Origin of the sequence: Pseudomonas sp. R3-56 (assembly GCF_051132075.1) — a bacterium.
Taxonomy (GTDB): domain Bacteria; phylum Pseudomonadota; class Gammaproteobacteria; order Pseudomonadales; family Pseudomonadaceae; genus Aquipseudomonas.
Window position 1 is genome coordinate 5,350,336 of sequence record NZ_CP071657.1, and the last position, 24,495, is coordinate 5,374,830.

Here is a 24,495-nt window from a genome sequence, read left to right on the forward strand (position 1 = left end):
GTTCAGGAGAGGGAAAACTTTCTGCGTAAAAAAGAGACGCATCTCACAGGATGCGTCCGAATGGCTTGGTTGATCCGCGCTATCCGCAATTTCCAGGCCTGCCGTTCAGGCGGAGGAAGGCGCGTTGCCCAACGCCGGCACGACGGGCGGCACCGTGCGCTGTCGATTCGACAGCGGCTGCTCCAAGGCGCCTCGTCCATAAAACACCAGCGCCATCAACCAACAGCTCAACCAGACAAAGATCCCCGCCCAGAAGGTATGGGACATGTAGTGCCAACCCTGCAGGACACGTGTGGTGCCGTAAACCAGTCCCAAGGCCAACGCCCCATACATCACCGCTTTGGAATGACGCCAGCGATAACGACGGGCGACGAAGTACAGCGCCAGCAGGGTGAAGCCCCCGGACGCATGGCCACCCGGCCAGCAACGGCCGTCACCGGCGACTTTCAGCAAGTCGAAATTCCGGAACCATTCCTTGTGCTCGATCTTGCCGGCGTATTGGCTGGTTTCCACCGGGCAGTACACGCTGGTATGGCCCTTGAGGTAATGGATAACCCCAGTGCTGAGCGAAAAGGCGAAGACAACGTAGAGGAAATCGCGCCGGTATTTGTAGGCAAAACGTAGCGGTTTGGCCAGTCGGGCTCTGTCCAGTACGCAAAGTAGCCCAGGGCGCTTTTCCGGTGTGAGCAGCGGCCAGAAAAACGACAGCACGGCGCCGATTATGGCCGCCTCCCCCGTCCAGTTCGGAATGGCCCTGGCCCATTTGTGAGTGATTTGCTCGAACAGCCGCACATGCCCCAACGGAAAGACCTGATGCAACGGGTCGTAGAAAAGATTGCTGATGGTTATGTCGATACGGGTCAGATCGAACAGCAGGAACACCACGGCGGCACAGGCCAAGGGAATTCCGAGGTTGAGCCCGTAGAAACGGGCGCGGGCAGACGTCAGCATGAGCGGTCCTGGTCGTGGGAAGAATTACTGGAATGTCACCGAGCGCCAGTCAGGGGCTTCGATAAAACCGAGCAACCGTGGCGCTTGTGGCTGGGCGATGGAAACAAACAGCGAAGCACCGTAGCCGAACGTCGAGGTCGGGCGCAGAAGCGCGGTTTCCATCGCCTGCATGCATTCGCTGTGGGTGACCAGGATCAGGTTGCGACCGGCCACTTTGTGGGCCAGGGCATTGCGCAGCAGGTCATGGCGGCAGTCGAACAGCCAATCGTCACCGGCGCTCACCTTGTTGAACATGTACCCCGCCGTCTGCGCGGTGCGCACCCGTGGGCTGTTGTAAAGGTCGACGTGGTCCAGGCCCAGTTGTTCGAACCGGGCCCCGAGCCCCACCGCAACGGCACGGGCGCGGTCGGTGATGCCTTCGCGGTCACCCAGGCAAGCAGCCTTGGAGTGGTCGCAGCGCTCGACATGGCGCACCAGCACGATCATTTCGCCCTTGGCCCAGCCATCGGCCAGGGCCCGGGCGCCGGCGACGTTGCCGTGGGCCAGGTCCGGCACCGCTGCCGGGCTGAGTAGCCACAGGACCAACGGGACAGCCAGCAGCGCCGAGGCGAGCACGACCACGGTGTTTTGGTAACGGGCAAAACGGCGCCTGTCGATCAAGCGCGTCAGGCCGAAAAGACTCAGTCTCAGTTCCACATCAAGCCGCCCCGACGGCATCCACCCAGTGATTCGATGGCGCGACAGTAGAGAGGCCGACGTAGGCAGGCAGTGAAAGCGATGTGAAAAAAAACTTCGGATTCAACGATCGCGCCGCTCACAGCGCTCGATCAGTTACCTCCCCGTCCACCAGCCGCCGAATCCCTAGCGGATTGCCGTTCTGCAATGCCTCGGGCAACAACGCATCCGGGTAATTCTGGAAACACACCGGCCGCAGGAAACGATCGATGGCCAACGTGCCCACTGATGTTCCTCGTGAATCGGATGTCGCCGGATACGGTCCGCCGTGCACCATCGCCTCGCACACCTCCACCCCGGTCGGATAACCGTTGAGCAGGATCCGCCCGACTTTTTCCTGCAGTACTTCTGTCAGCCAACGGTACTCCAGCAATTCATCAGCCTCGCCGATCAACGTGGCCGTCAACTGACCGCGCAGGCCGTGCAGCGCCGCCGCCAACTGTGTCCGACTCTCCACTTCGATGACGATGGTGGTCGGTCCGAACACTTCCTCCTGAAGCAATGCATCGCCCTTGAGCAACAGGCTGACGTCGGCCTTGAACACCTGCGGCTGTGCCTGGTTGCCCTGTTGCGGTTTGCCCGCCAGGTGAGTCAGGCCCGGATGTTCGTGCAGCTCACCGAGGCTGCGGCTGTAACTGGCCAGGGTGCCCAAGTTGAGCATGGTTTGTGGCGGTTGCTGGTTCATGCTCGCGCAGAAGCGTTCCAGAAACAGGCTGAACTGCGGCGAGCGCAGGCCAATGACCAAACCCGGATTCGTACAGAACTGACCGCATCCCAACGTCACCGAACCCGCCAACTGCGCCGCGATCTGCTCGCCACGTACCGCCAACGCTTCGGGCAGCAGGAACACCGGATTGATGCTCGACATTTCGGCGAACACCGGAATCGGCTGTGGCCGGGTGGCGGCCATGTGGCTCAAGGCGTTGCCACCCTTAAGCGAACCGGTGAAGCCCACCGCCTGAATGGCCGGATGCTTGACCAGCCATTCACCGACACCCCCGCCATAAATCATGTTGAACACGCCGGCCGGCATTTCAGTCCGTTCAGCGGCACGGATGACCGCGTCCGCCACCCACTCGGCAGTCGCCATATGGCAACTGTGGGCCTTGAACACTACCGGGCACCCCGCTGCCAGCGCCGAAGCGGTGTCGCCGCCAGCCGTGGAAAAGGCCAGCGGAAAGTTGCTGGCGCCAAACACCGCCACCGGCCCCAGGGCGATGCGGTATTGACGCAGATCCGGACGTGGCAGTGGCTGGCGATCGGGCAATGCGCGGTCAATCCGCGCACCGTAGAAGTCGCCACGACGCAGCACGCTTGCAAACAGACGCAACTGGCTGCTGGTGCGACCGCGCTCCCCTTGAATGCGCCCGGCAGGCAATGCGGTTTCGCGGCACACGGTAGCGATGAAGTCATCGCCCAGCGCGTCGATTTCCTCGGCGATTGCATCGAGAAACGAAGCGCGTCTTTCCGCGCTCAGGTTGCGGTAATCCGGGTAAACCGCAGCAGCGGCCTTGGCGGCGGCATCCACTTCGGCTTCGGATGCCTGGAAGAAGGTGCCGGGCAAGGGCTCGCCGGTGCTCGCATCGAAGCTTTGCAGTTGCAGGGTGCCGTTGGCGCTGCGACGGCCGCCGATGTAGTTGTATCCCTGTGGCAATGTCATGAGGGCATTTTCCTGTTGAAGGCTTAGAGCGCACGCACCTGGCCGATGGGCAGCGGCTGGGCACTCTCGCCGATACCGTTGACCAGCGGCGCACCGAACTCATCGAGGCTGATCCGAAAGCGATCCCCCGGCTGTGTCTTCACACCGTCGGCGAACGACAGGGTAGCGGTGCCGAAGTAATGCACATGGACATCACCCGGTCGCAAGAACTGCGCGTACTTGAAGTGGTGAAATTCCAGGTTGGCCAGGCTGTGGCACATGTTGTCCTCGCCGCTGAGAAAAGCCTTCTCCCAGAGGGTTTCGCCATTGCGCTCGATGCGACTGGTGCCGACCAGATGCCTGGGCAACTCCCCGACGCGCAGCTCCGGGCCGTAGGAGCAACTGCGCAGTTTCGAGTGGGCGAGGTACAGGTAATTGCGCCGCTCCATGACGTGGTCGGAGAACTCGTTACCCAATGCATAACCGATGCGATACGGCAGGCCGTCGTCGCCAATCACGTAGAGGCCGGTCAGCTCCGGCTCTTCGCCGGCATCTTCGGCAAACGGAGGCACCGGGAAGTCCGCGCCGGGGCGCACGACGATGCTGCCGTCGCCCTTGTAGAACCATTCCGGTTGCGCACCGACCTGCCCCGGCGCCGGCTTGCCGCCCTCGATCCCCCATTTGAAAATGCGCATGGTGTCGGTCATGCCGGCCTCGACCTCACCGTCATGCTGGTGCATCTTGTCCCGCGCCGAGGCGCTGCCCAGATGTGTCAGGCCGGTGCCGCTGATCAGGCAATGAGCCGGATCTTCGTGATCCAGCGGCGGCAGGACTTTGCCTTGGTGCAACAGCGCTGCGTAATCCGGGCCCGGCTCGGTGCCGCGCGAAGCGACTTCTTCATGCAGGCTGCGATTGCCGCGGATCGCTGCAAGCGCCAGTTCCCGGGTATTGCGGGTTCCTTTGAGCACTTGAACAAGTGCCCCATCGACGACGCCGACCTGGCGCTCTCCGGCGGAGTTTTCAAATTGAATCAGGCGCATGGTGGCCTCCAGAAATCAGGGTAGGCGCCGCTCATGTAGGTAACACTGTTCACTCAAGGCAATCGACCAACCCGTGGCGAGGGAGCTTGCTCCCGCTCGACTGCGAAGCAGTCGTAGACCGGCGGGCGCGGTGTGCCTGATGCTCCGCATTCGGTAGGTTTGGGGCCGCTTCGCGCTGGAGCGCCAGCCCGGCCCAGCGGGAGCAAGCTCCCTCGCCACAGGTCCATCATCTTTTCTTGAGTGAACAGCATTACGCTCATGTACGGCGCGTCCAGGTCACTCGATGATGTTGAAGTCGCTCAGGTATTCATCGGAGATTTCCAGGCCCAGGCCCGGCGTGTTGTCGTCGAGCTGGATGTACCCGTTGACCGGTTGCGGCTCGCCCTTGAACACGTAGTAGAAGAGTTCGTTGCCAACCTCGACGTCGAACACCGGGAAAAACTCGGCCATCGGCGAGGCGGTGGTGGACATCGTCAAGTGATAGTTGTGCATCTGCCCGGCATGGGGAATGACCGGCACCGACCAGGCTTCGGCCATGGCGTTGATCTTGCGCGCGGCAGTGATGCCGCCGACGCGGTTGGTGTCGTACTGGATGACGTCGACGGCGCGGCGTTCCAACAGGTCTTTGAAGCCGTAGGAGGTGAACTCGTGCTCGCCGCCGGAGATCGGCATGATCCCCATCTTCTTCAGTTCGATGTAGCCTTCGATGTCGTCGGCGATCACCGGTTCTTCCAGCCAGCGCGGTTCGAACTCGGCCAGTTTCGGCAACATGCGCCTGGCGTATTCCAGGGTCCAGCCCATGTAGCATTCGAGCATGATATCGACGTCAGGGCCGGCCAATTCCCGCAGGGCGCGCACTTGTTCGATGTTGCGGCGCATCCCCGCCGGACCGTCTTTCGGACCGTAGCCAAAGCGCATCTTCAGCGCGGTGAAACCCTGGTTGAGATAGCCCTGGGCCTCTTCGAGAAACAGATCGAGGTTGTCGTTGGCGTAGAGCTTGGAAGCGTAAGTCCAGATCTTTTCCTTGGTGCGACCGCCCAGCAATTTGAAAACCGGCTTGTTGACGGCCTTGCCCATGATGTCCCAGATCGCGATGTCGATCGCCGAGATCGCCGCCATGCCGATGCCTTTTCGGCCCCAGGCGTGGCTCTGACGGTACATTTTCTGCCAGATGTATTCGTTGTCGAAAGGATCTTCGCCAATGGCGATCGGTGCCAGGTAGGTGTCGATGATTTCCTTGGCTACACGCGGTGCCAGGGCGCAGTTGCCGATACCGACGAGGCCGTTGTCGGTCTCGACTTCCACCACCAGCCAGCCGTGGAAACGGAAGGAGCCCATCGCGTCGCCGCGCTCGAACAGAATGTCGCTGGCGTTGGTGCAGAAGTGCGCCTGGGGCGGGACGACTTTGCCCTTCCACTCGAAAACGCGGGTACGGATCGCTTTGATTTTCATGAAATACAGTTCCTTGGGCTGCGGCTTCTTGTCATTGTCAGTCGTGTGCGCAGAGCCTTTCCGGGGAGGGGCTCCGGCATCCGATGGGCCGACTTTAGCCAGCGTCCGAGGACTGCGGATAATCACTTATGCGTATCCGGCGATAGCCTGAGGTGATAGCACATCCGAGTAAGAGAGCAGATCGGGTTATCAGCCATACACAAACAAATGTGGGAGCGAGCCTGCTCGCGAAAACGGTGTATCAGCCACTGAAAATGTGGCTGTACCACCGTGATCGCGAGCAGGCTCGCTCCCACAACGGGCCGCATTGCTTACAGGATCAGTGCCGGTTGCGCCCCATCCGGCAGGCGATTTCGAAGGCCTGACGCGTAGCGCCGACGTTGGCCTTGCCCTGCCCCGCGATATCAAAAGCGGTGCCGTGGGCCGGGGTGGTGATCGGAATCGGCAAGCCGCCCTGCACCGTCACGCCACGGGAGAAACCCATCAACTTGATCGCGATCTGGCCTTGGTCGTGATACATGGTCACGACAGCGTCGAAGGCATTGGCATCGCCCTGGACCTTGAGAAAGATCGTGTCTGCCGGATACGGCCCTTGCGCCGCGATACCCAGCGCCTGCGCCGAGCGTACGGCCGGACCGATGATATCCAACTCCTCGCGACCGAACGAACCGTTGTCGCCGTTGTGCGGGTTCAAGCCGCAAACACCGATTCGCGGTTGCTCCAGGCCATTGCGCTTGAGGGCGGTGTCGATCAGTTGAATCGCTTCCACCACCCGCTGCTCGTTGAGCAGGCCCGGCACTGCGGACAGGGCCACATGGGAGGTCACGCGTGAAGTCCAAAGGTTGTCGAGCACGTTGAATTCGCAGAACGGTCCGTGGAAATCCAGCAACTCGGCAAACCAGTGCAGTTCATCGCTGTGGGCCATGCCCGCCATGTGCAGCGAGGTCTTGTTCAGCGGCCCGAACAGGATCGCGTCGGTGGTCCCGGCTTCGGTCAGGCGCAGGGCCTTTTCCAGAGTGTCGAGGCTGTAGCGACCGCCAATCACGCTGGCCTCGCTACGGGGGAACTCGCCGACTGTATCGCCGCGAAAGTCATGGAACAGCGGCGTGTCATCGACGAACTCCAACACGTCCAGGGTCTCCAGCCGGCGATAAGGAAACTCGCTGCCGGCGATGCGCATGCCGCGACGCATTTCCGCTTCGTCGGCAATCAGAATGATGTTGGCCTTGCTGCGTACCTCGGGCTCGGCGAGCAAGCGTGCAATCAATTCCGGGCCAATGCCGGCCGGGTCACCCAGGACCATGGCGATAGTGGTTTTTTTCATGCTTCACTCCTCAAGGGTCCATGCCACGCCCGGTCATGATGCAATGCTCTCGCCTGAGCCATGGCATGTACCCCGTTTGTTATTGTTGTGAAATGCCGTCGGCCTGAAGACGTTGCCGAGCACTATCGGAGGCCTGGCGATAACCGTCTAATCAAAACTTGAAATCAGGTGATAGCTTCGGGTTATGGCACCGCGCGCTTTCGGCCTTCGGGTTCCATTTCGGCTTGTTTCAAAAAAGAGCCCCAGCCCTCGACTCCGAACGATGTCCACCGCTCCTTTTCGCGAGCTATAACCCCAGGCTATCGGTGTATGTATTGTTTTGACTAGACGCGGCGCCGGCACCTTTCCACACTCAGGCCAGGCTTGCGGCTTCATCGCGCAGACAAGTCACTCATAACAACGACAAAAACGAGGCCCATCATGCGAAATGCATTCGTCCGTCGCACATCGCGTCTTCTTCTAGGCGGCGCCCTGATTGCCGTCGGCGTCCTTCCCGCCCTTGCTCACGCCGCCTGGCAACCGGACAAGAATGTCGAAATCGTCGTCGCTGGCGGCCCGGGTGGCGGAACCGACCAGCTCGGTCGCCTGATCCAGTCGATCATCACCACCCATAAGCTGCTCGACGTCAACACCATTGTCCTCAACAAGGGTGGCGGCAACGGTGCCGAGGCCTTCCTCGACATGAAGATGAACAAGGGCGATGCAGAGAAACTGGTGGTCGCCACCAATAACGTTTACCTGTTGCCGCTGGTTTCCAAGCTCGGCTACCAATGGCAGGAACTGACCCCGATTGCCGCCGTGGCCGAAGATGACTTTATTCTCTGGAGCTACAAGGGCGCGCCGTGGAAAGACGCGAAAGGTTTCTACGAAGCGGCCAAGACCGACCCGGCGAAGCTGCGCATGGGGGGCAGCCAGTCCAAGGACGTCGACCAGACCCTCACCCTGCTGCTCAACCAGACCAATAACAGCAAACTGGTGTACATCCCGTTCAAGAGCGGCAGTGAAGCCGCAACCCAACTGGCCGGCAAACACATCGCGGCCAACGTCAACAACCCCAGTGAAAGCATCAGCCAATGGCGCGGTGATCAAGTCGAACCGCTCTGCGTATTCAGCAAGGAGCGCATGAGCTACACCGAGAGAGTCGCCGGGAATAAAAGTTGGGCCGATGTTCCAACCTGCCACGAACAGGGCCTGGGCATCGATCAGTACCGCTTCCCGCGTACGGTGTTCATGCCCGGCGATGTCAGTGCCGAACAACGGGCCTTTTATGTCGAGCTGATGCGCAAAGTCACGCAGACCGATGAGTTCAAGGCCTACGTCAAACAGAACGCGCTGGTGCCGACTTTCCTTGAAGGAGAGCCCCTGACCGCCTACATCGAAAAGGACGTCGCCCGCGTCACCCCGGTGTTCAAGGAAGCCGGCTGGCTGAAAAACTGAAGTTGCCAGGGCCGCTCGCCCCAGGGCGGTCGTCACCTACTGGAGGTGTTTGATGTCCCATTCTTCGGATTCACCGGCGCTGGTCGGTACCCGTTGGGTCGAGCTCGGCCTGACGCTGTTTACTACCCTGCTCGGTGCCGTGGTGATGTTCGGCAGTGTCGAACAAGGCATCGGCTGGGGCGATGCCGGCCCTGAACCGGGTTACTTCCCGTTCTATATCGGCCTGATACTGAGTGCGGCGAGCGTCGCCAACGGCGTGCTGACGGTGGTGCGCTGGCAGGCCCTCAGTGTTGCATTCCTCACCCGCAGTGCGTTCAAGCAAGTGCTATCGGTTTTCCTGCCCATTGCCCTGTTCGTCGGCGCGATGCCCTTCACCGGCATCTACCTCGCGTCGGCCTGCTTCATTGCCTGGTTCATGTGGCGCGACAAGGTCCGCGCCAAGCCTTACGGCAAGTGGATGATCGGTGCGGTTGCCCTCGGTGCGGCGCTCGCCAGCTACCTGATTTTCGCGCTGTGGTTCAAGGTCCCGCTGGATGCCGGCCCAATAGGCGACTGGATTGCCCTGGCCGGGAGAGCCTTCAAATGAGCGAGTTCGATTCCCTGTTGCAGGGCATGAACCTGATACTGACCCCGGGCCACATCGGTCTGATGGTGATCGGCGTTCTGCTGGGCATCCTGGTCGGTGTGCTGCCCGGTCTCGGCGCGCCCAACGGCGTGGCGCTGTTGCTGCCCTTGACCTTCACCATGTCGCCGGTGTCGGCGATCATCCTGCTGTCGTGCATGTACTGGGGCGCGCTGTTTGGCGGCTCGATCACCTCGATCCTGTTCAACATTCCTGGCGAGCCTTCATCGGTGGCGACCACCTTCGACGGTTACCCGATGGCCCGCGAAGGCCGGGCTGCCGAGGCGTTGACCGCCGCGTTCAGCTCGGCGCTGATCGGTGCGTTGTGCGGGGTGTTGTTGCTGACGTTCCTGTCGACAAAAATCGCAGCGTTCGCCATGTCCTTCAGCTCGCCGGAGTTCTTCGCGGTGTACCTGTTGGCGTTCTGCACCTTCATCGGCATGAGCAAGAACCCGCCATTAAAAACCGTGGTCGCGATGATGATCGGCTTCGCCATGGCGGCAGTCGGCATGGACACGGTTTCCGGCAACCTGCGCCTGACGTTCGACCAGCCGATCCTGATGACCGGGATCAGTTTTGAAGTGGCGGTGATCGGCCTGTTCGGCATTGGAGAAATCCTCTGCACGGTCGAGGAAGGCCTGGTGTTTCGTGGCGAACATGCGCGCATCACACCGATGGTGATTTTGCGCACCTGGGCCAGGTTGCCGCGTTATTGGTGGACGATTGTGCGCAGCACACTGGTCGGTTGCTGGATGGGCATCACCCCCGGCGGCCCGACGGCGGCATCGTTCATGAGCTACAGCCTGGCGCGACGTTTCTCGAAAAACCGCGACAACTTCGGCAAAGGCGAGATCGAAGGGGTGATCGCCCCGGAAACCGCCGACCACGCTGCCGGTACCAGCGCGCTGCTGCCGATGCTGACGCTGGGCATTCCGGGTTCCGCCACGGCAGCGGTGATGCTCGGTGGCTTGATGATCTGGGGCCTGCACCCTGGGCCGACGCTGTTCGTCGAGCAACACGACTTTGTCTGGGGCCTGATCGCCAGCATGTACCTGGGCAACGTGGTCAGCCTGATCGTGGTGTTGGCCACCGTGCCGCTGTTCGCGTCGATCCTGCGCATTCCGTTCTCGATCATCGCGCCGATCATCATCATGGTCTGCGCCATCGGTGCGTACTCGGTGCACAACTCGTTCTTCGACGTGGTACTGATGCTGGGCTTCGGTGCGCTGGGTTACCTGTTCAAGAAACTCGGCTATCCGATTGCGCCGCTGGTGCTGGCAGCCGTCCTGGGGGACAAGGCCGAAGACGCATTCCGTCAGTCGATGCTGTTTTCTGACGGACAGCTGGGAATTTTCTGGTCCAACCCATTGGTGGGCAGCCTGACCACCGCCGCGCTGCTGATGCTGTTCTGGCCGCTGATCTCCAAGGCACTGGGCCTGCTGGTGGGCTTGCGTAAACCCCACGTCGCCGAGGCGAAATCGTTGCTGTGACTCGGCACTGCTGGTAACGCCTGGCATTTATTGTCAGGCTTGCCACGGACCTTCCTGCGAGCACCGCCCATGACCCGAATTCCTGTTGCCAATGTCATCCATAGTCGACTGCGTCTGCGCCAACTGCGGCTGATGCTGGCATTGCAGGAATTAGGTTCTCTGCGCCGCGCAGCCGACCACATCGGCATGACCCAACCGGCTGCCACCAAAATGCTGCACGAAGCCGAGGACTTGCTCGGCGTCGAGCTGTTCGAACGCCTGCCCCGTGGCATGCGCTCCACCCCATTCGGGGAAACCGTCATTTACTACGCGCGTATGGTCTTCGCCGAGCTCAGCGGCATGCGCGAAGAACTGGTGGCACTCGAATCCGGCAACCTCGGCCGGGTGGCAGTAGGCGCCATTCCGGCGCTGGCTTCGGGACTGCTGACGCGCACCATTGCGACCCTGAAACAAAGCCATCCCCGGTTGTCCATGAGCATCCAGGTCGACACCAGCGACGTGCTGGTGCAAGCGCTATTGCAGGATCAACTGGACATTGTCCTCGGCCGTATTCCCGCCGGTGCCCGCGCCGAAGAGTTGCTCTTCGACAGCCTCGGGGAAGAGGCGCTGTGTGTCATTTGTGGCGCGCAGAATCCGTTGGCGCAGGCGACCCGACTGGGCTGGGCCGAGCTACAGAGCATGACCTGGGTGTTGCAACAACACCCGAGCCCGATGCGCGCAATCATCAACCAGGTGTTTCACAACGCCCGGGTCGATATCCCCAGCAGCATCGTCGAAACCACCTCGATCATGACCTTGCTCTCATTGGTCCAGCAGACCGACATGCTCGGCGTCACCCCGATATCGGTCGTCGAGGATTATCCAGGTCGTGACTTGCTCGCCGTGTTGCCGATCAAGTTCGAAGCCCGGTTGCCACCGTACGGATTGATCACCCGCCGCCATCGCATTCAGTCATCGGCGATGCAGGCGTTCATGAATTCGGTACGTGCCGAGCATGCGCTATTGAACTGACAGGCCCGCGTCGGACGGCCGATCAGCCAATCGACGAGGCCAGCCCCTGCATGAACTTTTCTTCACCCCACGTTCTCGCGGGATTCGCTAACATCGCCTCGCTCATTCAAGAAACTAAGGTTTTAGCCCGCTCTCCCGCGGGCTTTTTTTTGCCTGAATTTCAGGCCGAGTCGCCCGCTGTGCCCCCTGCCTTTCCCGATGTGGAAAAAAATCTTACAGATCCCTCCGTTTCCGCCGATAAAGCTCCGTTACACGTTTTTGCTGGCTCTTAACAACAACAATCTTCCAGCCAACCGACGATAAGCAGCACAACGTTCCTGGAGGAATTTGATGAATAGCTGGTTTGGCAACATTAGCGTCAACATGAAATTGGGCCTGGGCTTCGGCCTGGTGCTGGTCCTGACCTGCCTGCTGGCCCTGACCAGCTGGACCAGCCTTGGCGGCCTGATCGACCGCAGCAACTGGATGAGCGACATCACCCAGCTCAACGCCGGCCTGACCAAACTGCGCGTGACTCGCCTGCAATACATGCTGGCCAACGGTGACGAAACCGCTGCACAGAATGTGCAAACCACCCTTGACGGTTTCGTCGCGCAACAGAACGCGCTGCTCAACAGCTTCAAGAGCCCGGAAAACGTCAAGCTGCTCAGAGAGCAGAGCGCGACCATCAGCGCCTATCAGGTATCACTGAACAAAATGCGCAGCGCTTACCGCACCGGCAACAGCGCTCGTGATGTCATGGGGGCGAACGCCGAAACGGCCTACAAGCTGATCGAGGCCATCGACGCCGATGTCAAGCAAATGGCCCTCAACGATGAACGCTTCGCCCAGTTCCAGGCCATCACTGAAGCCAAGCAGGCGTTCATGCTCGCGCGCTATGAAGTGCGCGGCTACACCGCCAACCCCAACGCCGATACCGAACGCAAGGCCTTCGCCCAACTGGACGCGGCGATTGCTTCGCTCAAGCCGCTGAACGAATATTTTGCCAGCGTCCATCAGGACGAACTGCGTCAGCTGGAAACCACCCTGGTGCAATACCGCAGCGCCGTGCAGGCCTTTAAATCGGCCACGGCGGACGTGGTGCAGGCGCGCAAGGAAATGACCGACCAGGGCGCGACCATCGTTTCCCTGAGCGAACAGCTGTACCAGATCCAACTCGACCGTCGCGACGCCGAAAGCGCCCAGGCGCGTACGTTGCAACTGGTCAGCACATTGCTGGCGTTGTTGGTCGGCATCATTGCCGCCGTCATCATCACCCGCCAGATCACCCGTCCGCTGCGCGAAACCCTGACCGTGGTCGAACGCATCGCCAGTGGCGACCTGTCGCAGGATGTGATCGTTACCCGTCGCGATGAGCTGGGCGTACTGCAACAGGGCATCGCGCGCATGGGCGTGACGCTGCGCGACCTCATCAGCGGCATCCGTGATGGCGTGACTCAGATCGCCAGCGCCGCCGAAGAATTGTCGGCGGTCACCGAACAGACCAGTGCCGGGGTCAACAGCCAGAAAGTCGAGACCGACCAGGTCGCAACCGCCATGCACGAAATGACCGCCACGGTGCAGGAAGTTGCCCGCAACGCCGAAGAAGCCTCCCAGGCAGCGGCCGCCGCCGACGGCGAAGCCCGTGCCGGCGACCAGGTGGTCAGCGAAGCCATTGCCCAGATCGAACGCCTGGCCAGTGAAGTGGTGCGCTCCACCGACGCCATGAGCGTGCTGCAACAGGAGAGCGACAAGATTGGCGCAGTGATGGACGTGATCAAGGCCGTGGCCGAACAGACCAACCTGCTGGCGCTCAACGCCGCCATCGAAGCCGCCCGCGCCGGTGAAGCCGGTCGTGGCTTTGCGGTCGTCGCCGACGAAGTCCGTGGCCTGGCCCAGCGCACCCAGAAATCCACCGAGGAAATCGAAGGCCTGGTGGCCGGCCTGCAGAACGGCACCCAGCAAGTGGCCGCCGTGATGAACAACAGCCGCAACCTCACCGACAGCAGCGTGGCCCTGACCCGCAAGGCCGGCGTATCACTGGAGAACATCACCCGTACGGTGTCGAACATCCAATCGATGAACCAGCAGATCGCCGCCGCCGCCGAGCAGCAAAGCGCCGTGGCCGAGGAAATCAGCCGCAGCATCATCAACGTGCGCGACGTGTCCGAACAGACCGCCGCCGCCAGCGAAGAAACCGCGGCGTCCAGCGTTGAACTGGCGCGGCTTGGCAGTCAATTGCAGCAGATGGTCAGTCATTTCAGGGTTTGACGAAACGCGTTTGCCCGCTTCTTTCAAGAGGCGGGCGAACAATTCACGCACCTGAATTCGTGTGGTGTTGAATTATCGAGTGGGTAAATCCAGCTCAACTCCGCCGATGTCTCGGAACCGCCGGTGGATTCGTGTCCCCAGTCCCGAAACCGTAACAATAGCTTCCGGCTCTTTGTCGGGAGTTGGGCAAACGTTCCTCTTGGAACGCTCGGCATCAGTCTTCAAGTCATACGACTCTTGAGAATCTGGGCGATGATCAGTCATGCGCGCGTTCTCCTTCGCCTTCGCATTGGGGAAACGAGACTAACATGCCGTTGCACTGTTCGACCCTGCCTGTTACACACTGATCGCATTGGTAAACACCAGCCGATTCCCGAACGGATCACTGATGGTCATGTCCTGGCTGCCCCATGGCATGGCCTGGATTTGTGGGTGGGCGTAGCGGTATTGCTTGGCCATCAACTGTTGCTGGAACGCTTCCAGCTCATCGGTCTCGATCCGCAGCGCGGAGCCCGGTGTGCAATCGCCGTGGTGTTCGGACAGGTGCAGTACGCAATCACCGCGCGATACTTGCACGTACAGCGGATAGTCGTCACCAAAGCGATGTTGCCAGTCGACGGTAAAGCCCAGGAAATCGACATAGAACGCCAAGGCCTTGGTTTCATCGAAAATCCGCAGGATCGGGGTGGTCTTACCGAAGCTCATGGGTTGCTCCCTGGCTGAAATGACCCAGTTTAGATGGGTTGACCCCAATGCTTCGGCCTATACGCCGGCTTCTTTAGTGTCGTAGTGCCATTATTGTGGCGTCAATTAACGTTATATCAGCCGCTTACACACCTTTAAAATTCCGAAATCCCTGGCGAAGATTGCCTTCCCGCGCCAGGAATCGGCCTTCCCGGCGGTCGTTTGCCTGGCCATCGCGATAACTCAAGACGCCGTTGACCCATACGCCATCGATGCCCTCGGCAGCCCGTTGCGGCTGGTTGAAATCGGCGACGTCGCGGACGGTTTGCGGATTGAACAACACCAGGTCGGCCCAATATCCTTCGCGGATTTCACCCCGTTCCTTCAGGCCAAAACGTGCAGCCGAAAGGCCGGTCATCTTGTGCACGGCGGTGTGTAACGGAAACAGCCCGAGGTCTCGACTGAAATGTCCCAGCACCCGTGGGAAAGCGCCCCACAACCGAGGATGGGGAAACGGGTCCTCGGGCAAACCGTCGGAGCCGACCATCGACAACGGGTGCGCGAGGATGCGTCTTACGTCGCTTTCGTCCATGCCGTAGTACACCGCGCCGGCCGGCTGCAGGCGGCGCGCGGCTTCCAGCAATGGCATGCCCCATTCGGCGGCGATGTCGATCAAGTCCCGTCCGCTCATGTGCGGGTGCGGCGTCGACCAGGTAATAGTGATGCGATGGGCATCGGTCACTTGCTTGAGGTCCAGCGTCGAAGAGCTCGCCGCGTAGGGATAACAGTCGCATCCGACGGGATGGCTTCTAGCGGCACTTTCCAACGCCGCGAGCACCTGTGGGCTACGCCCCCAATTGCCGGCGCCCGCACATTTGAGGTGGGAAATGATTACCGGGCTCCGGGCATGACGGCCGATCTGGAAGGCCTCGTCCATCGCTTCCAGCACCGGTTCGAATTCGCTGCGCAAATGGGTGGTGTAGACCGCGCCGAACGCTGCCAACTCTTCGCTCAGTTGCATGACTTCATCGGTCGACGCGCAGAACGCGTTGGCGTAGGCCAGCCCGGTGGATAAACCCAGCGCACCGTCCTCCAGGCTTTCGCGCAGTTGCTGACGCATGGCGGCGATTTCTCCGGCGCTGGCGGTGCGCAGCAGATCGTCCAGGTGGTTGTTGCGCAGCGCCGTGTGCCCGACCAGTGCCGCGACATTGACCGCCGGCGTGGCGGCCTCCACCGCCGAACGATAATCAGCGAAACGGGGGTAGCCGAACGCCTGGGCAGTACCGAGCAGGTTCATCGGGTCCGGTGGATCGCCCCGCAGGCTGACGGGCGCAGCGCTGATGCCGCAATTGCCGACAATGACCGTGGTGACGCCCTGACTGAGTTTGGGCAGCATCTGCGGTTGGCGTATGACTACCGTGTCGTCGTGGGTATGCACGTCGATGAATCCCGGCGCCAGCACCCGGCCGGCGGCGTCGACTTCTTCAATCGCCCGGGCGGCGCCGAGGTCGCCGATGTGCTCGATACGACCGGCGCGTATCGCCACGTCGGCGCTGTAGCCGGGCTTGTCGCTGCCGTCGATGATGAGCGCGTTGCGAATAAGCGTGTCGTAGTGCATCTCAGTCTCCCAGCGGCAGGTCGTCCTCGCCGCCTCGGTAATCGTCCAGGGCGAGCTTGACCCGCCGCAGGCGCTCTTGATTGTCTTGCGGATGGGCCAGCGCCAACTCGGTGGCGAGCACATCGATCGCCAACAGCATGCCGTAGCGCGCCGCCGTGGGTTTGAAGATGAACGAGGTTTCGGCGCCTTGCAGGGGCAGCACTACATCCGCCAGGTGGGCCAGTGGCGAGTCGGTGCGGGTAATCGCCAGGATCGGTGCTCCGTAGCTGCGCGCCAGTTCGACCGCGCCGAGCAGCTCCGGGGTGATGCCGGTCAGTGAACAGGCAATCACCAGATGCTGATCGCTCAGCGAAGTGGCGGTGATGCGCATCATCAGTGGGTCGCGGCAGGCGGCGATCGGGTAGCCGAAACGCACCAGCCGCACCTGCAACTCTTCGCCGCACAGCGCCGACCACCCGCCGAGCCCGAACGCATGGATCATCCGCGCCTTGCCGATCATCCTTACCGCATCGGCGAAACGTGACTCTTCGAATGCCGACAGGTGCTGGCGCAGCGTCGATTCGATATCGCCGACGATCTGCCCATAAAACGCCGACTGCTCGGGCGCGCCCGTGGGGTCGAGGAAACGGCTGCCGACGCCACTGGCCTGGGCCAGTTGCAGGCGCAGATCGCGCAAATCGCGGCAACCGACAGTCCGGGCAAACCGCGACAGCGTGGCACTGCTGACTTCGGCGCGTTGGGCCAGTTCATCCAGGCTGGCGGAAGCGGCAAATCCTACGTCGTCGAGCATCAGTCGGGCGATTCTTCCTTCGCCTGCACTGAAGAAATCCTGACGGGAGCGGATCTGGTAAAGGATGTCCATGACGGCACCTCTGTTGGAGCGCGATCAGAGCACGCGCGCAAGCCCGAGGGTCAGGCCGAACGCGACCAGGGAGATCAACGTTTCGAGCACGGTCCAGGTCTTGAAGGTTTGGGTGACAGTCATATTGAAGTATTCCTTGATCAACCAGAAGCCGCCGTCGTTGACGTGGGAAAAGATCACCGACCCGGCGCCAGTCGCCAGCACCAACAGTTCAGGATGGGGATAACCGAGGCCGATCGCCACGGGCGCGACAATGCCCGAGGCCGTGGTCATCGCCACCGTCGCCGAACCGGTGGCGACGCGCATCAACGCGGCGAACAGCCAGCCCATGACCAACGGCGACAACTGGAACTCCTGGGCCAGCCCGACGATTTGCTGGGTCACGCCAGCGTCCACCAGAATCCGGTTCAAACCACCGCCGGCGCCGGCGCCCACCAACAGGGTAATGCTGGCCGTAGGCGCCAGGCACTCGTTGGTGAATTTGAGGATCGATTCGCGGTTGAAGCCTTGGGCCAGGCCGAGGGTCCAGAAGCTGAGAATGGTCGCCAGGAGCAAGGCGATCACCGAGTTGCCGATAAACAACAGGAACTGATTGAAACCGCTGCCCGGTGTGGAAATCAGGTTGGCCCAGCCACCGATCAGCATCAGGACCACCGGCAACAGGATCGTCCCCAAGGTGATACCGAAGCCCGGCAGGTTGGCACGTGGCTCGCGGTCGAGAAATTGCCGCTCCAAGGGGTTCTCGGCCGGCAGTTGAATGCGGGGCACGATGAATCTGGCGTACAGGGGACCGGCGATGATCGCGGTGGGGATGCCGATCAGGATCGCATACAGCAGGGTCTGCCCCACCGAAGCCTGGAATGCCTGCACCGCCAGCATCGCCGCAGGATGCGGTGGCACCAGGGCGTGGACCACCGACAACCCGGCCACCATTGGCAGGCCGACCATCAGGATCGACACGCCGACACGCCGGGCAATCGTGAATGCGATAGGCACCAGCAGCACAAAGCCGACCTCGAAAAACAACGGCAACCCCACCAGGAACGCAATACACACCATCGCCCAGTGAGCGTTGCGCTCGCCGAAGCGCTCGATCAGCGTCTGCGCCATCCGCTCCGCGCCGCCGGACTCGGCCATCATCTTGCCGAGCATCGTGCCCAAGGCCACTACCAGCGCAATGTGCCCCAGCGTTTTACCCACACCCGCCTCGTAGGCGCCCACGACGCTGGACGCTGGCATCCCGGCCAACAGCGCCAGGCCGATGGAAACCAGGGTAATCACGATGAACGGGTTGAGACGGTAGCGCGCGATCAGGACAATCAGCGCAATGATCGCGATCGCCGCGTAGACCAACAGCCAATAACCGAAATCAGGGGCCATGCGTTACTCCTCGAATGGGGTCACGTCGTTGTTTATGAAACTCATAAATCATTTCGAGAAGAAATCTACAAACCCACTGAAAGTAATTTTCGCCCACAGACAAAAAATGTCGCGCAGGGACATCGAGACAAGGCGCCGATGAAAATCCACAGCCGAATTTTCATCGCCAGACAGGCCCTTCGTGGCGAGGGAGCTTGCTCCTGCTGGCCTGCAAAGCCGGCCCCCGGAAAGCCAATCACTGGCCCCAAGGTTCTCGATTCCGTACCATTCCCCCCTGCTTTTCGCACCACTTCTTCGGCAGCCGACTCTTCACCGGCGCCCAATCAGGTAAACCATGAAACCAGCTCGCCTTCGCGCCGACGCCCTCGCCGGCCTCACCACCTCTTTCGCCTTGCTCCCGGAATGCATTGCCTTCGCCCTGGTTGCGCATCTGAATCCGCTGATGGGCCTGTATGGCGCCTTCATCATCTGCACCTTGACCGCCCTGTTCGGCGGGCGGCCGGGCATGGTGTCGGGGGCGGCGGGATCGATGGCGGTGGTGATCGTCGCGCTGGTGGTGCAACACGGCGTGCAGTACCTGCTGGCCACGGTGCTGCTGGGCGGATTGATCATGATGGCGTTCGGGCTGCTGCGGCTGGGCAAGCTGGTGCGGATGGTGCCGCACCCGGTGATGCTAGGTTTCGTCAACGGCCTGGCGATCATCATCGCGTTGGCGCAACTGGAGCACTTCAAGAGCGACGGAACCTGGCTGAGCGGCGCCCCGCTGTACCTGATGGCCGGCCTCGTGGCGTTGACCATGGCCATCGTCTATCTGCTGCCGCGCCTGACCCGCAGCGTACCGCCGGCCCTGGTGGCCATCCTCGGGATTGGCCTGGCGGTCTACTTGCTTGGCCTGCCGACCCGGACGCTGGGCGACATGGCCCACATCGCCGGTGGCTTGCCGGACTTTACCCTGCCAGATATCCCCTGGAACCTGGAAACCCTGCTGATAATCGCGCCCTATGCGGTGGTCATGGCGATGGTCGGCCTGCTGGAAACGCTGCTGACCCTCAACCTCACCGACGAAATTACTGAGAGCCGTGGTTATCCGGACCGTGAATGCGTGGCATTGGGCGCGGCAAACATGGCGTCCGGCCTGTTAGGCGGCATGGGCGGTTGCGCCATGATCGGCCAGACGGTGATCAACCTAAGCTCTGGCGGGCGCGGCCGGTTGTCCGGAGTAGTGGCTGGGGTGATGGTGTTGCTGTTCGTGCTGTTCCTGTCGCCCCTGATCGAGCGCATTCCGCTGGCCGCGCTGGTGGGCGTGATGTTCGTGGTGGCTCAGCAGACCTTTGCCTGGGCCTCGTTGCGGGTCATCAACAAGGTGCCGGCCAATGATGTACTGGTGATCATCGCGGTCACCGTCATCACGGTGTTTACCGACCTGGCCGTCGCGGTCCTTTGCGGGATCATCATCGCGGCGCTCAACTTCGCCTGGCAACAGGCCCGGGAGTTGTACGCCGACACGCACCTGGAAGCCGACGGCAGCAAGCTTTATCGGTTGCACGGCACGTTGTTCTTCGCCTCGACCACGCCATTCCTCAACCAGTTCGACACGGCCAACGACCCCGACCTGGTGACCCTGGACTGCCGCCACTTGAGCTTCGTCGACTACTCGGCCATCGCCGCGTTGATGACCCTGCGCGAGCGCTACAGCAAGGCGGGCAAGCATCTGCGGGTGTTTCATCTGTCTGAGCGTTGCAAGCAGATGCTCAAGCGCGCGGGTGTGCATCACGACTGAGAACCGCCAGATATAAAAATGTGTGGGAGCGGGCTTGCTCGCGAAAGCGGCATGTCAGGCGACATTTCTATCGACTGACACACCGCATTCGCGAGCAAGCCCGCTCCCACAAGATTTATATTTACTGAAGTAACTCACGCCATCTCATCAAGAATCCAAGCCACCACCGACGTGCGCTTCGGCGTCCACCCCAACAGCTCGCGGGCATTCTTGCCGCGCACGCGGCTGTTGGAGCCCAGGCCGTAATTGGCCATTTCATAACCCCACTCGGCTTCGGCATCCGCCAGCGGCCAATCCTGCGGTTCGCCAAGGTTCAGCGCCTGAGCCATCGCGGTGGTCATCTCGATGAACGAAGCTTCACCGCTTTCGACGAAGTAGAACGTGCCGGGCTGGTTGCGGGTCAGGGCCAGCGAGTACAACTCGACCACGTCCTCGATGTGCACGTTGGACCAGATGTTCTGCCCCGGTCCGACATGCCGCACCACGCCGCTTTTGCGTGCCTGCTTGAGCAGGCGCGGCAGTTGCACGCTGTCACGCTTGACGCCCAGGCTGTGGCCGTAGATCAGCGTGTTGCAGATCACCGCCGAATTCACGCCATGCTTTGCCGACTCGAGAATCAGGTTGTCGATCGCGACACGGGGCGCCTTGTCGGCGGTAGGTTGCGGCAGGGAGTCTTCGTAGTAGATGTCATCGCTGGCACGACCGCCCGATGCGTCGCCGACGATGCTCGAACCGCTGGTATGCAGCAACACCTTGTTCGAGGCCTTGAGCGCTTCGACCAACGCTTCGGCCGCGCCACGATGATCGCTGCTGGCGGCGTTGATCACCGCATCAGCGGCTCGTGCCTGTTTGATCAGCAGCGCGCTGTCTTCAAGGGTGCCGATAACCGGCGTGATGCCCAGCGCGCTCAACTCGTCGGCTTGTTCGGCGTTGCGCACCAGGCCAGTGACCTGATGGCCGGCCCGCACGAGACCGGTGGCAATGGAACCGCCGATGAAGCCGGCAGCGCCGGTAACAAATACTTTCATGGAATAACTCCTTGGCGAAATAAGTGATGGGACGAGTATCGAGGAGCGTTCCTTGCCGAAACAGTCCACGTTGCCCAAATGACTCTTGCCTTGAAGTCACGAATCAGCCCTTGAATTCGCGCGAGGCGTACCCGGCGAGCTTGCCTTGGATGAAGTCCAGGAAGCACTGGATCCTCAGCGCCAGTTGAGAGTTGCGGTAGTACACCGCGTTGATCGGCTGGCGGTAGCCGCTGTTGGCATCGGCCAGCAGCACCTTGAGGCGGCCGGCGCTGATATCGTCGCGCGTCATGAAATCCGACAGGCAAGCGATGCCCTGCCCTTGCAGCGCCAGGTGACGCACCGTTTCGCCGCTGGACGCGCTGATGGCCGGCTGGATCGGCCAGCGATCACCGTGGATGTGGCGCAGCGGCCATTGATTGAGCCCGTCGTTCTGGGCAAACCCCAGCAGCGAATGCTCCGCCAGCTCGGCAACGCTGGAGGGTGTGCCATGGCGCTTGAGGTAGGCCGGGCTGGCGAGGATGTGCAACGGACTGCATCCGAGCGACCGTGCATGAAGCGTCGAGTCGGTCAGGGTGCCGATGCGGATGGCGACGTCTGTGCTTTGCTCGAGCAGATCGATGATCAAGTCGTTGCTGTTGAGCTCGAGCTGGATGTCTGGATATAGCGTGCGGAATTCTTCGATATGCGGAACGATGGCGTGCAGCATGAACGGCGATGCGGCATTGATCCGCAAGCGCCCGGCGGGGTTCTTCTGGCGGGAAGACAGGCGCTCTTCCAGCTCGTCCATCTGGTCGAGAATGCCCTTGGCCTGCTCGAAGAAGTACCTGCCTTCTTCAGTCAGGTCCATGCGCCGCGTGGTGCGGTTGATCAGCGTGGTATCAAGCTTGGCTTCCAGGCGCGACAACGTACGGCTGACCGCCGACGGCGTCTGCCCGACCTGCTCGGCGGCGGCGGAAATCGATCCGCATTCGATCACGCAGACAAAAATCTGCAACTCGTCGGATCTGGCTTTCACAGACATCCTCTCGTGGAATGCATATACCGATGTAACGATCGCCTTTGTGGCGAGGGAGCTTGCTCCCGCTGGGCGCGTAGCGACCGCTTTTTGGAGGCGCTTCGCACCTCAGCGGGAGCAAGCTCCCTCGCCACGACACCTTCGCTTCAAGTCAGCCGGATACTAGCCCGATTACCGCGAAAGACCGAACACCTCAATCAAATGCCGCTCATACCGCGCCACATCTTCTTCGATGTTCGGACGCTTCATCACGTCCACGCAGAGAAACGTTGGCAGACCGGTCATGCCGAGGAACTGGTTGGCCTTGTGGAACGGGAAATACACCGCGTCCACGCCCTTGGCTTCGAAGAAATCAGTCGGGTCGTCGAAGGCTTGCTGCGGGGCGTTCCAGGTCAGCGACAGCATGTACTGCTTGCCCTGCACCAGGCCACCGCTGCCATATTTCTGCGAAGCATCGGAACGGGTACGGCCGTCGCTGGCATAGAGGCTGCCGTGGCCTTCGGTGAAGACCTCGTCGATGTATTTTTTTACCGTCCAGGGAGCACCCATCCACCAGCCGGGCATCTGGTAAATGATCACGTCGGCCCAAAGGAATTTCGCGACTTCTTCCTTGATGTCGTAGCCGCCGTCGATGAACGTGGTTTTTACATCCAGACCGCCACGATCGAGCACGCTGAGCGCAGTGTCGTGCAGGGTTGCGTTATAGCGACCGTCGGAGTGAGCGAATTGTTTACCGCCATTGAGCAACAGGACTTTTTTCATCGGAGCCTCATTGGTTCCACGGCGTAGACCGCTGGACGGACGCCGAAGGGAAAGATTGAAAATGATGGCGGCAGAGTACCGATGAGCTTCGCGCGGAATAAGCAGCGAAACGACAAAACTGTTTTGACTTATACGCACGAATCGCAACTGGATTGTTGCCGTAAAATTCGCCGGACCCTTTGACCAGGAGCCCACCTGATGAGTGAATTGCACGGTTTCATCCTGCACGCCAAGACCCGCCCGGAAAAAGCCGAAGCCTTCGAAACGCTGTTTCGCGCCTACGTCGAACCGAGTCGTGCCGAGCCTGGCTGCATCGAATATCACATGTTGCGCGACCAGCAGGACCCGACGTTGTTCATCTTCTATGAGATCTGGGCATCCCAGGCTGACCTGGAAGTGCATTCGAACCTGCCGCACATGAAGCAGTTCTTCGAGCAGCGCATGGACTATCTGGAACGCGACTTCGAGATTCGCCGCGTCGACATGCTCAGTCGATCCTCGGCTAGCCGCTGATCAGCAGGTGGCCGCCGAGCACACCAAGGCCAATAAAAAACACCCGCTTGAACAATACGGCGCTGATCCGCTGGCGCAGCCATTGCCCCAGCCACATCCCCAGCAGCGCCGGCACCAGCGCCAGCAGCGAAGCGCTCAGTTCACCGCCCCCCAGCGCACCGCGCCACAGCAGGCCAGCCGCCAAGGCCAGCGTCGAGACGGTGAATGACAGGCCGAGGGCCTGCACCAACTCATCCTTGCTCAAGCCCAGCGCTTGCAGATAAGGCACCGCCGGGATGACGAACACGCCAGTGGCCGAGGTGATCACACCGGTCAACACGCCACAGAGTGGCGCAAGCCAGTGTTCGTTCCGAGCGCTCACTCGCAACGTCGGCAGCAGCAACCCGCTCAACGCATACAGCACCAGCGCCGCGCCGAGCGCCCGTACTGCCCAGGCGCCGCCCACCATGCCGATCCACAACGTGCCAAGACCGGTGCCGATGAGAATCGCCAGCAGCAGCGGCCACAAGCGCCGGATCAATGCTTGCAGATGCCCACCAGATGCCAGTTGCCAGACGTTGGTCAGCGTGGCTGGAATCAGCAATAGTGCCGCAGCCTGTGCCGGAGCCATAGCCAGGCCGAGCAGCCCCATCGAGATGGTTGGCAGGCCTAGGCCTATCACGCCCTTTATGATACCGGCCAGCATAAAAGTGCCGATGACCAGCAAAGAAAGGGCTAGACCGAGGTTCTGGTAGAAGGCGAGGAGTGTGTTCATGGGGTTATCCTGAGGTCCGCGCCCGGGTTTGAAAATCTGCCATATACTGAGGATGCCTCTTGTCTGGCGATAGGCAAAAAAATTACATTGCCGCTTTCGCGAGCAGGCTCGCTCCCACAGGTGAAATGCAAACCGTGTGGGAGCGAGC

At 61.2% G+C, this 24,495-nt stretch carries 21 protein-coding genes and 1 pseudogene; 8 read left to right on the forward strand and 14 right to left on the reverse strand.

The annotated features are described in order from the left end of the window. Nucleotides 1-105: 105 nt before the first annotated feature. From J3P96_RS24340 to J3P96_RS24365, 6 genes are all read right to left on the reverse strand, one after another. Nucleotides 106-951, reverse strand: a complete 846-nt coding sequence (locus J3P96_RS24340; protein WP_434653735.1) for a phosphatase PAP2 family protein — start codon at nucleotides 949-951, stop codon at nucleotides 106-108. 24 nt (nucleotides 952-975) lie between these two features. Continuing rightward, nucleotides 976-1,647, reverse strand: a complete 672-nt coding sequence (locus tag J3P96_RS24345; protein WP_434653736.1) for a histidine phosphatase family protein — start codon at nucleotides 1,645-1,647, stop codon at nucleotides 976-978. Nucleotides 1,648-1,765: 118 nt separating this feature from the next. After that, entirely contained in the window at nucleotides 1,766-3,346 is a 1,581-nt protein-coding gene (locus tag J3P96_RS24350) for an aldehyde dehydrogenase (NADP(+)) (protein WP_434653737.1), read from the reverse strand. A gap of 23 nt (nucleotides 3,347-3,369) precedes the next feature. After that, the gene (gene araD1 / locus J3P96_RS24355; protein ID WP_434602749.1) at nucleotides 3,370-4,365 is read right to left on the reverse strand and encodes an AraD1 family protein; all 996 of its coding nucleotides are present in this window, start codon (nucleotides 4,363-4,365) and stop codon (nucleotides 3,370-3,372) included. A 276-nt stretch (nucleotides 4,366-4,641) separates the two neighbouring features. Further along, a complete protein-coding gene (locus tag J3P96_RS24360; protein WP_305496980.1) occupies nucleotides 4,642-5,817 on the reverse strand; it encodes an L-rhamnonate dehydratase in 1,176 nt (391 codons plus the stop codon). 319 nt (nucleotides 5,818-6,136) lie between these two features. Further along, entirely contained in the window at nucleotides 6,137-7,141 is a 1,005-nt protein-coding gene (locus tag J3P96_RS24365; RefSeq protein ID WP_434653738.1) for a 4-hydroxythreonine-4-phosphate dehydrogenase PdxA, read from the reverse strand. Nucleotides 7,142-7,561: 420 nt separating this feature from the next. Between J3P96_RS24365 and J3P96_RS24370 the strand changes: the two genes are divergently transcribed. The 6 genes and pseudogenes from J3P96_RS24370 to J3P96_RS24395 all read left to right on the forward strand — a co-directional run bounded on the left by J3P96_RS24370 (nucleotide 7,562) and on the right by J3P96_RS24395 (nucleotide 13,951). After that, nucleotides 7,562-8,578, forward strand: a complete 1,017-nt coding sequence (locus J3P96_RS24370; RefSeq protein WP_434653739.1) for a Bug family tripartite tricarboxylate transporter substrate binding protein — start codon at nucleotides 7,562-7,564, stop codon at nucleotides 8,576-8,578. A gap of 52 nt (nucleotides 8,579-8,630) precedes the next feature. Beyond that, nucleotides 8,631-9,164: a tripartite tricarboxylate transporter TctB family protein gene (locus J3P96_RS24375; RefSeq protein WP_434653740.1), complete on the forward strand. Its 534-nt coding sequence runs from the start codon at nucleotides 8,631-8,633 to the stop codon at nucleotides 9,162-9,164. Then, a complete protein-coding gene (locus J3P96_RS24380) occupies nucleotides 9,161-10,690 on the forward strand; it encodes a tripartite tricarboxylate transporter permease (RefSeq protein ID WP_434626264.1) in 1,530 nt (509 codons plus the stop codon). Before J3P96_RS24375 ends, J3P96_RS24380 begins: the two co-directional genes overlap by 4 nt. A gap of 69 nt (nucleotides 10,691-10,759) precedes the next feature. Beyond that, nucleotides 10,760-11,701 (forward strand): LysR family transcriptional regulator, encoded by a 942-nt coding sequence (locus J3P96_RS24385; protein WP_434569885.1) that lies wholly within the window; start codon nucleotides 10,760-10,762, stop codon nucleotides 11,699-11,701. A 465-nt stretch (nucleotides 11,702-12,166) separates the two neighbouring features. Further along, nucleotides 12,167-13,045, forward strand: a pseudogene (locus tag J3P96_RS24390) (methyl-accepting chemotaxis protein); the annotation flags it as partial. Between the two features lie 201 nt (nucleotides 13,046-13,246). Beyond that, nucleotides 13,247-13,951, forward strand: a complete 705-nt coding sequence (locus J3P96_RS24395; RefSeq protein ID WP_370871140.1) for a methyl-accepting chemotaxis protein — start codon at nucleotides 13,247-13,249, stop codon at nucleotides 13,949-13,951. Nucleotides 13,952-14,287: 336 nt separating this feature from the next. On the opposite strand, the gene J3P96_RS24400 is transcribed toward J3P96_RS24395, so the two are convergent. From J3P96_RS24400 to J3P96_RS24415, 4 genes are all read right to left on the reverse strand, one after another. Then, complete coding sequence (locus J3P96_RS24400) at nucleotides 14,288-14,656, reverse strand: glyoxalase superfamily protein (RefSeq protein WP_434653741.1); 369 nt, start codon at nucleotides 14,654-14,656, stop codon at nucleotides 14,288-14,290. A 124-nt stretch (nucleotides 14,657-14,780) separates the two neighbouring features. Beyond that, nucleotides 14,781-16,253 (reverse strand): N-acyl-D-amino-acid deacylase family protein, encoded by a 1,473-nt coding sequence (locus tag J3P96_RS24405; RefSeq protein WP_434653742.1) that lies wholly within the window; start codon nucleotides 16,251-16,253, stop codon nucleotides 14,781-14,783. A gap of 1 nt (nucleotide 16,254) precedes the next feature. Beyond that, nucleotides 16,255-17,115 carry a MurR/RpiR family transcriptional regulator gene (locus tag J3P96_RS24410; protein ID WP_434653743.1) on the reverse strand — a complete coding sequence of 287 codons (861 nt, stop codon included), beginning with the start codon at nucleotides 17,113-17,115 and terminating at the stop codon, nucleotides 16,255-16,257. A gap of 24 nt (nucleotides 17,116-17,139) precedes the next feature. Beyond that, the gene (locus J3P96_RS24415) at nucleotides 17,140-18,495 is read right to left on the reverse strand and encodes a gluconate:H+ symporter (RefSeq protein ID WP_434653744.1); all 1,356 of its coding nucleotides are present in this window, start codon (nucleotides 18,493-18,495) and stop codon (nucleotides 17,140-17,142) included. A 334-nt stretch (nucleotides 18,496-18,829) separates the two neighbouring features. Here J3P96_RS24415 and J3P96_RS24420 point away from each other — a divergent pair, with 334 nt between their 5' ends. Continuing rightward, nucleotides 18,830-20,275, forward strand: coding sequence for a SulP family inorganic anion transporter (locus J3P96_RS24420; RefSeq protein WP_434653745.1), 1,446 nt, complete (start codon nucleotides 18,830-18,832; stop codon nucleotides 20,273-20,275). A gap of 134 nt (nucleotides 20,276-20,409) precedes the next feature. Here the strand turns inward: J3P96_RS24420 and J3P96_RS24425 are convergent, their stop codons facing one another. The 3 genes from J3P96_RS24425 to J3P96_RS24435 form a co-directional block, all read right to left on the reverse strand. Further along, nucleotides 20,410-21,303, reverse strand: a complete 894-nt coding sequence (locus J3P96_RS24425; protein ID WP_434653746.1) for an NAD-dependent epimerase/dehydratase family protein — start codon at nucleotides 21,301-21,303, stop codon at nucleotides 20,410-20,412. A gap of 103 nt (nucleotides 21,304-21,406) precedes the next feature. Continuing rightward, complete coding sequence (locus J3P96_RS24430; protein WP_434602739.1) at nucleotides 21,407-22,318, reverse strand: LysR substrate-binding domain-containing protein; 912 nt, start codon at nucleotides 22,316-22,318, stop codon at nucleotides 21,407-21,409. 171 nt (nucleotides 22,319-22,489) lie between these two features. Continuing rightward, entirely contained in the window at nucleotides 22,490-23,080 is a 591-nt protein-coding gene (locus J3P96_RS24435) for an NAD(P)H-dependent oxidoreductase (RefSeq protein ID WP_434653747.1), read from the reverse strand. 198 nt (nucleotides 23,081-23,278) lie between these two features. On the opposite strand from J3P96_RS24435, the gene J3P96_RS24440 reads away from it, so the two are divergent. Beyond that, a complete protein-coding gene (locus J3P96_RS24440) occupies nucleotides 23,279-23,593 on the forward strand; it encodes a putative quinol monooxygenase (RefSeq protein ID WP_434626273.1) in 315 nt (104 codons plus the stop codon). Here J3P96_RS24440 and J3P96_RS24445 read toward each other — a convergent pair. After that, a complete protein-coding gene (locus tag J3P96_RS24445) occupies nucleotides 23,583-24,347 on the reverse strand; it encodes a sulfite exporter TauE/SafE family protein (RefSeq protein WP_434653748.1) in 765 nt (254 codons plus the stop codon). The two genes, J3P96_RS24440 and J3P96_RS24445, sit on opposite strands and share 11 nt — an antisense overlap. Between the last annotated feature and the right edge of the window lie 148 nt (nucleotides 24,348-24,495).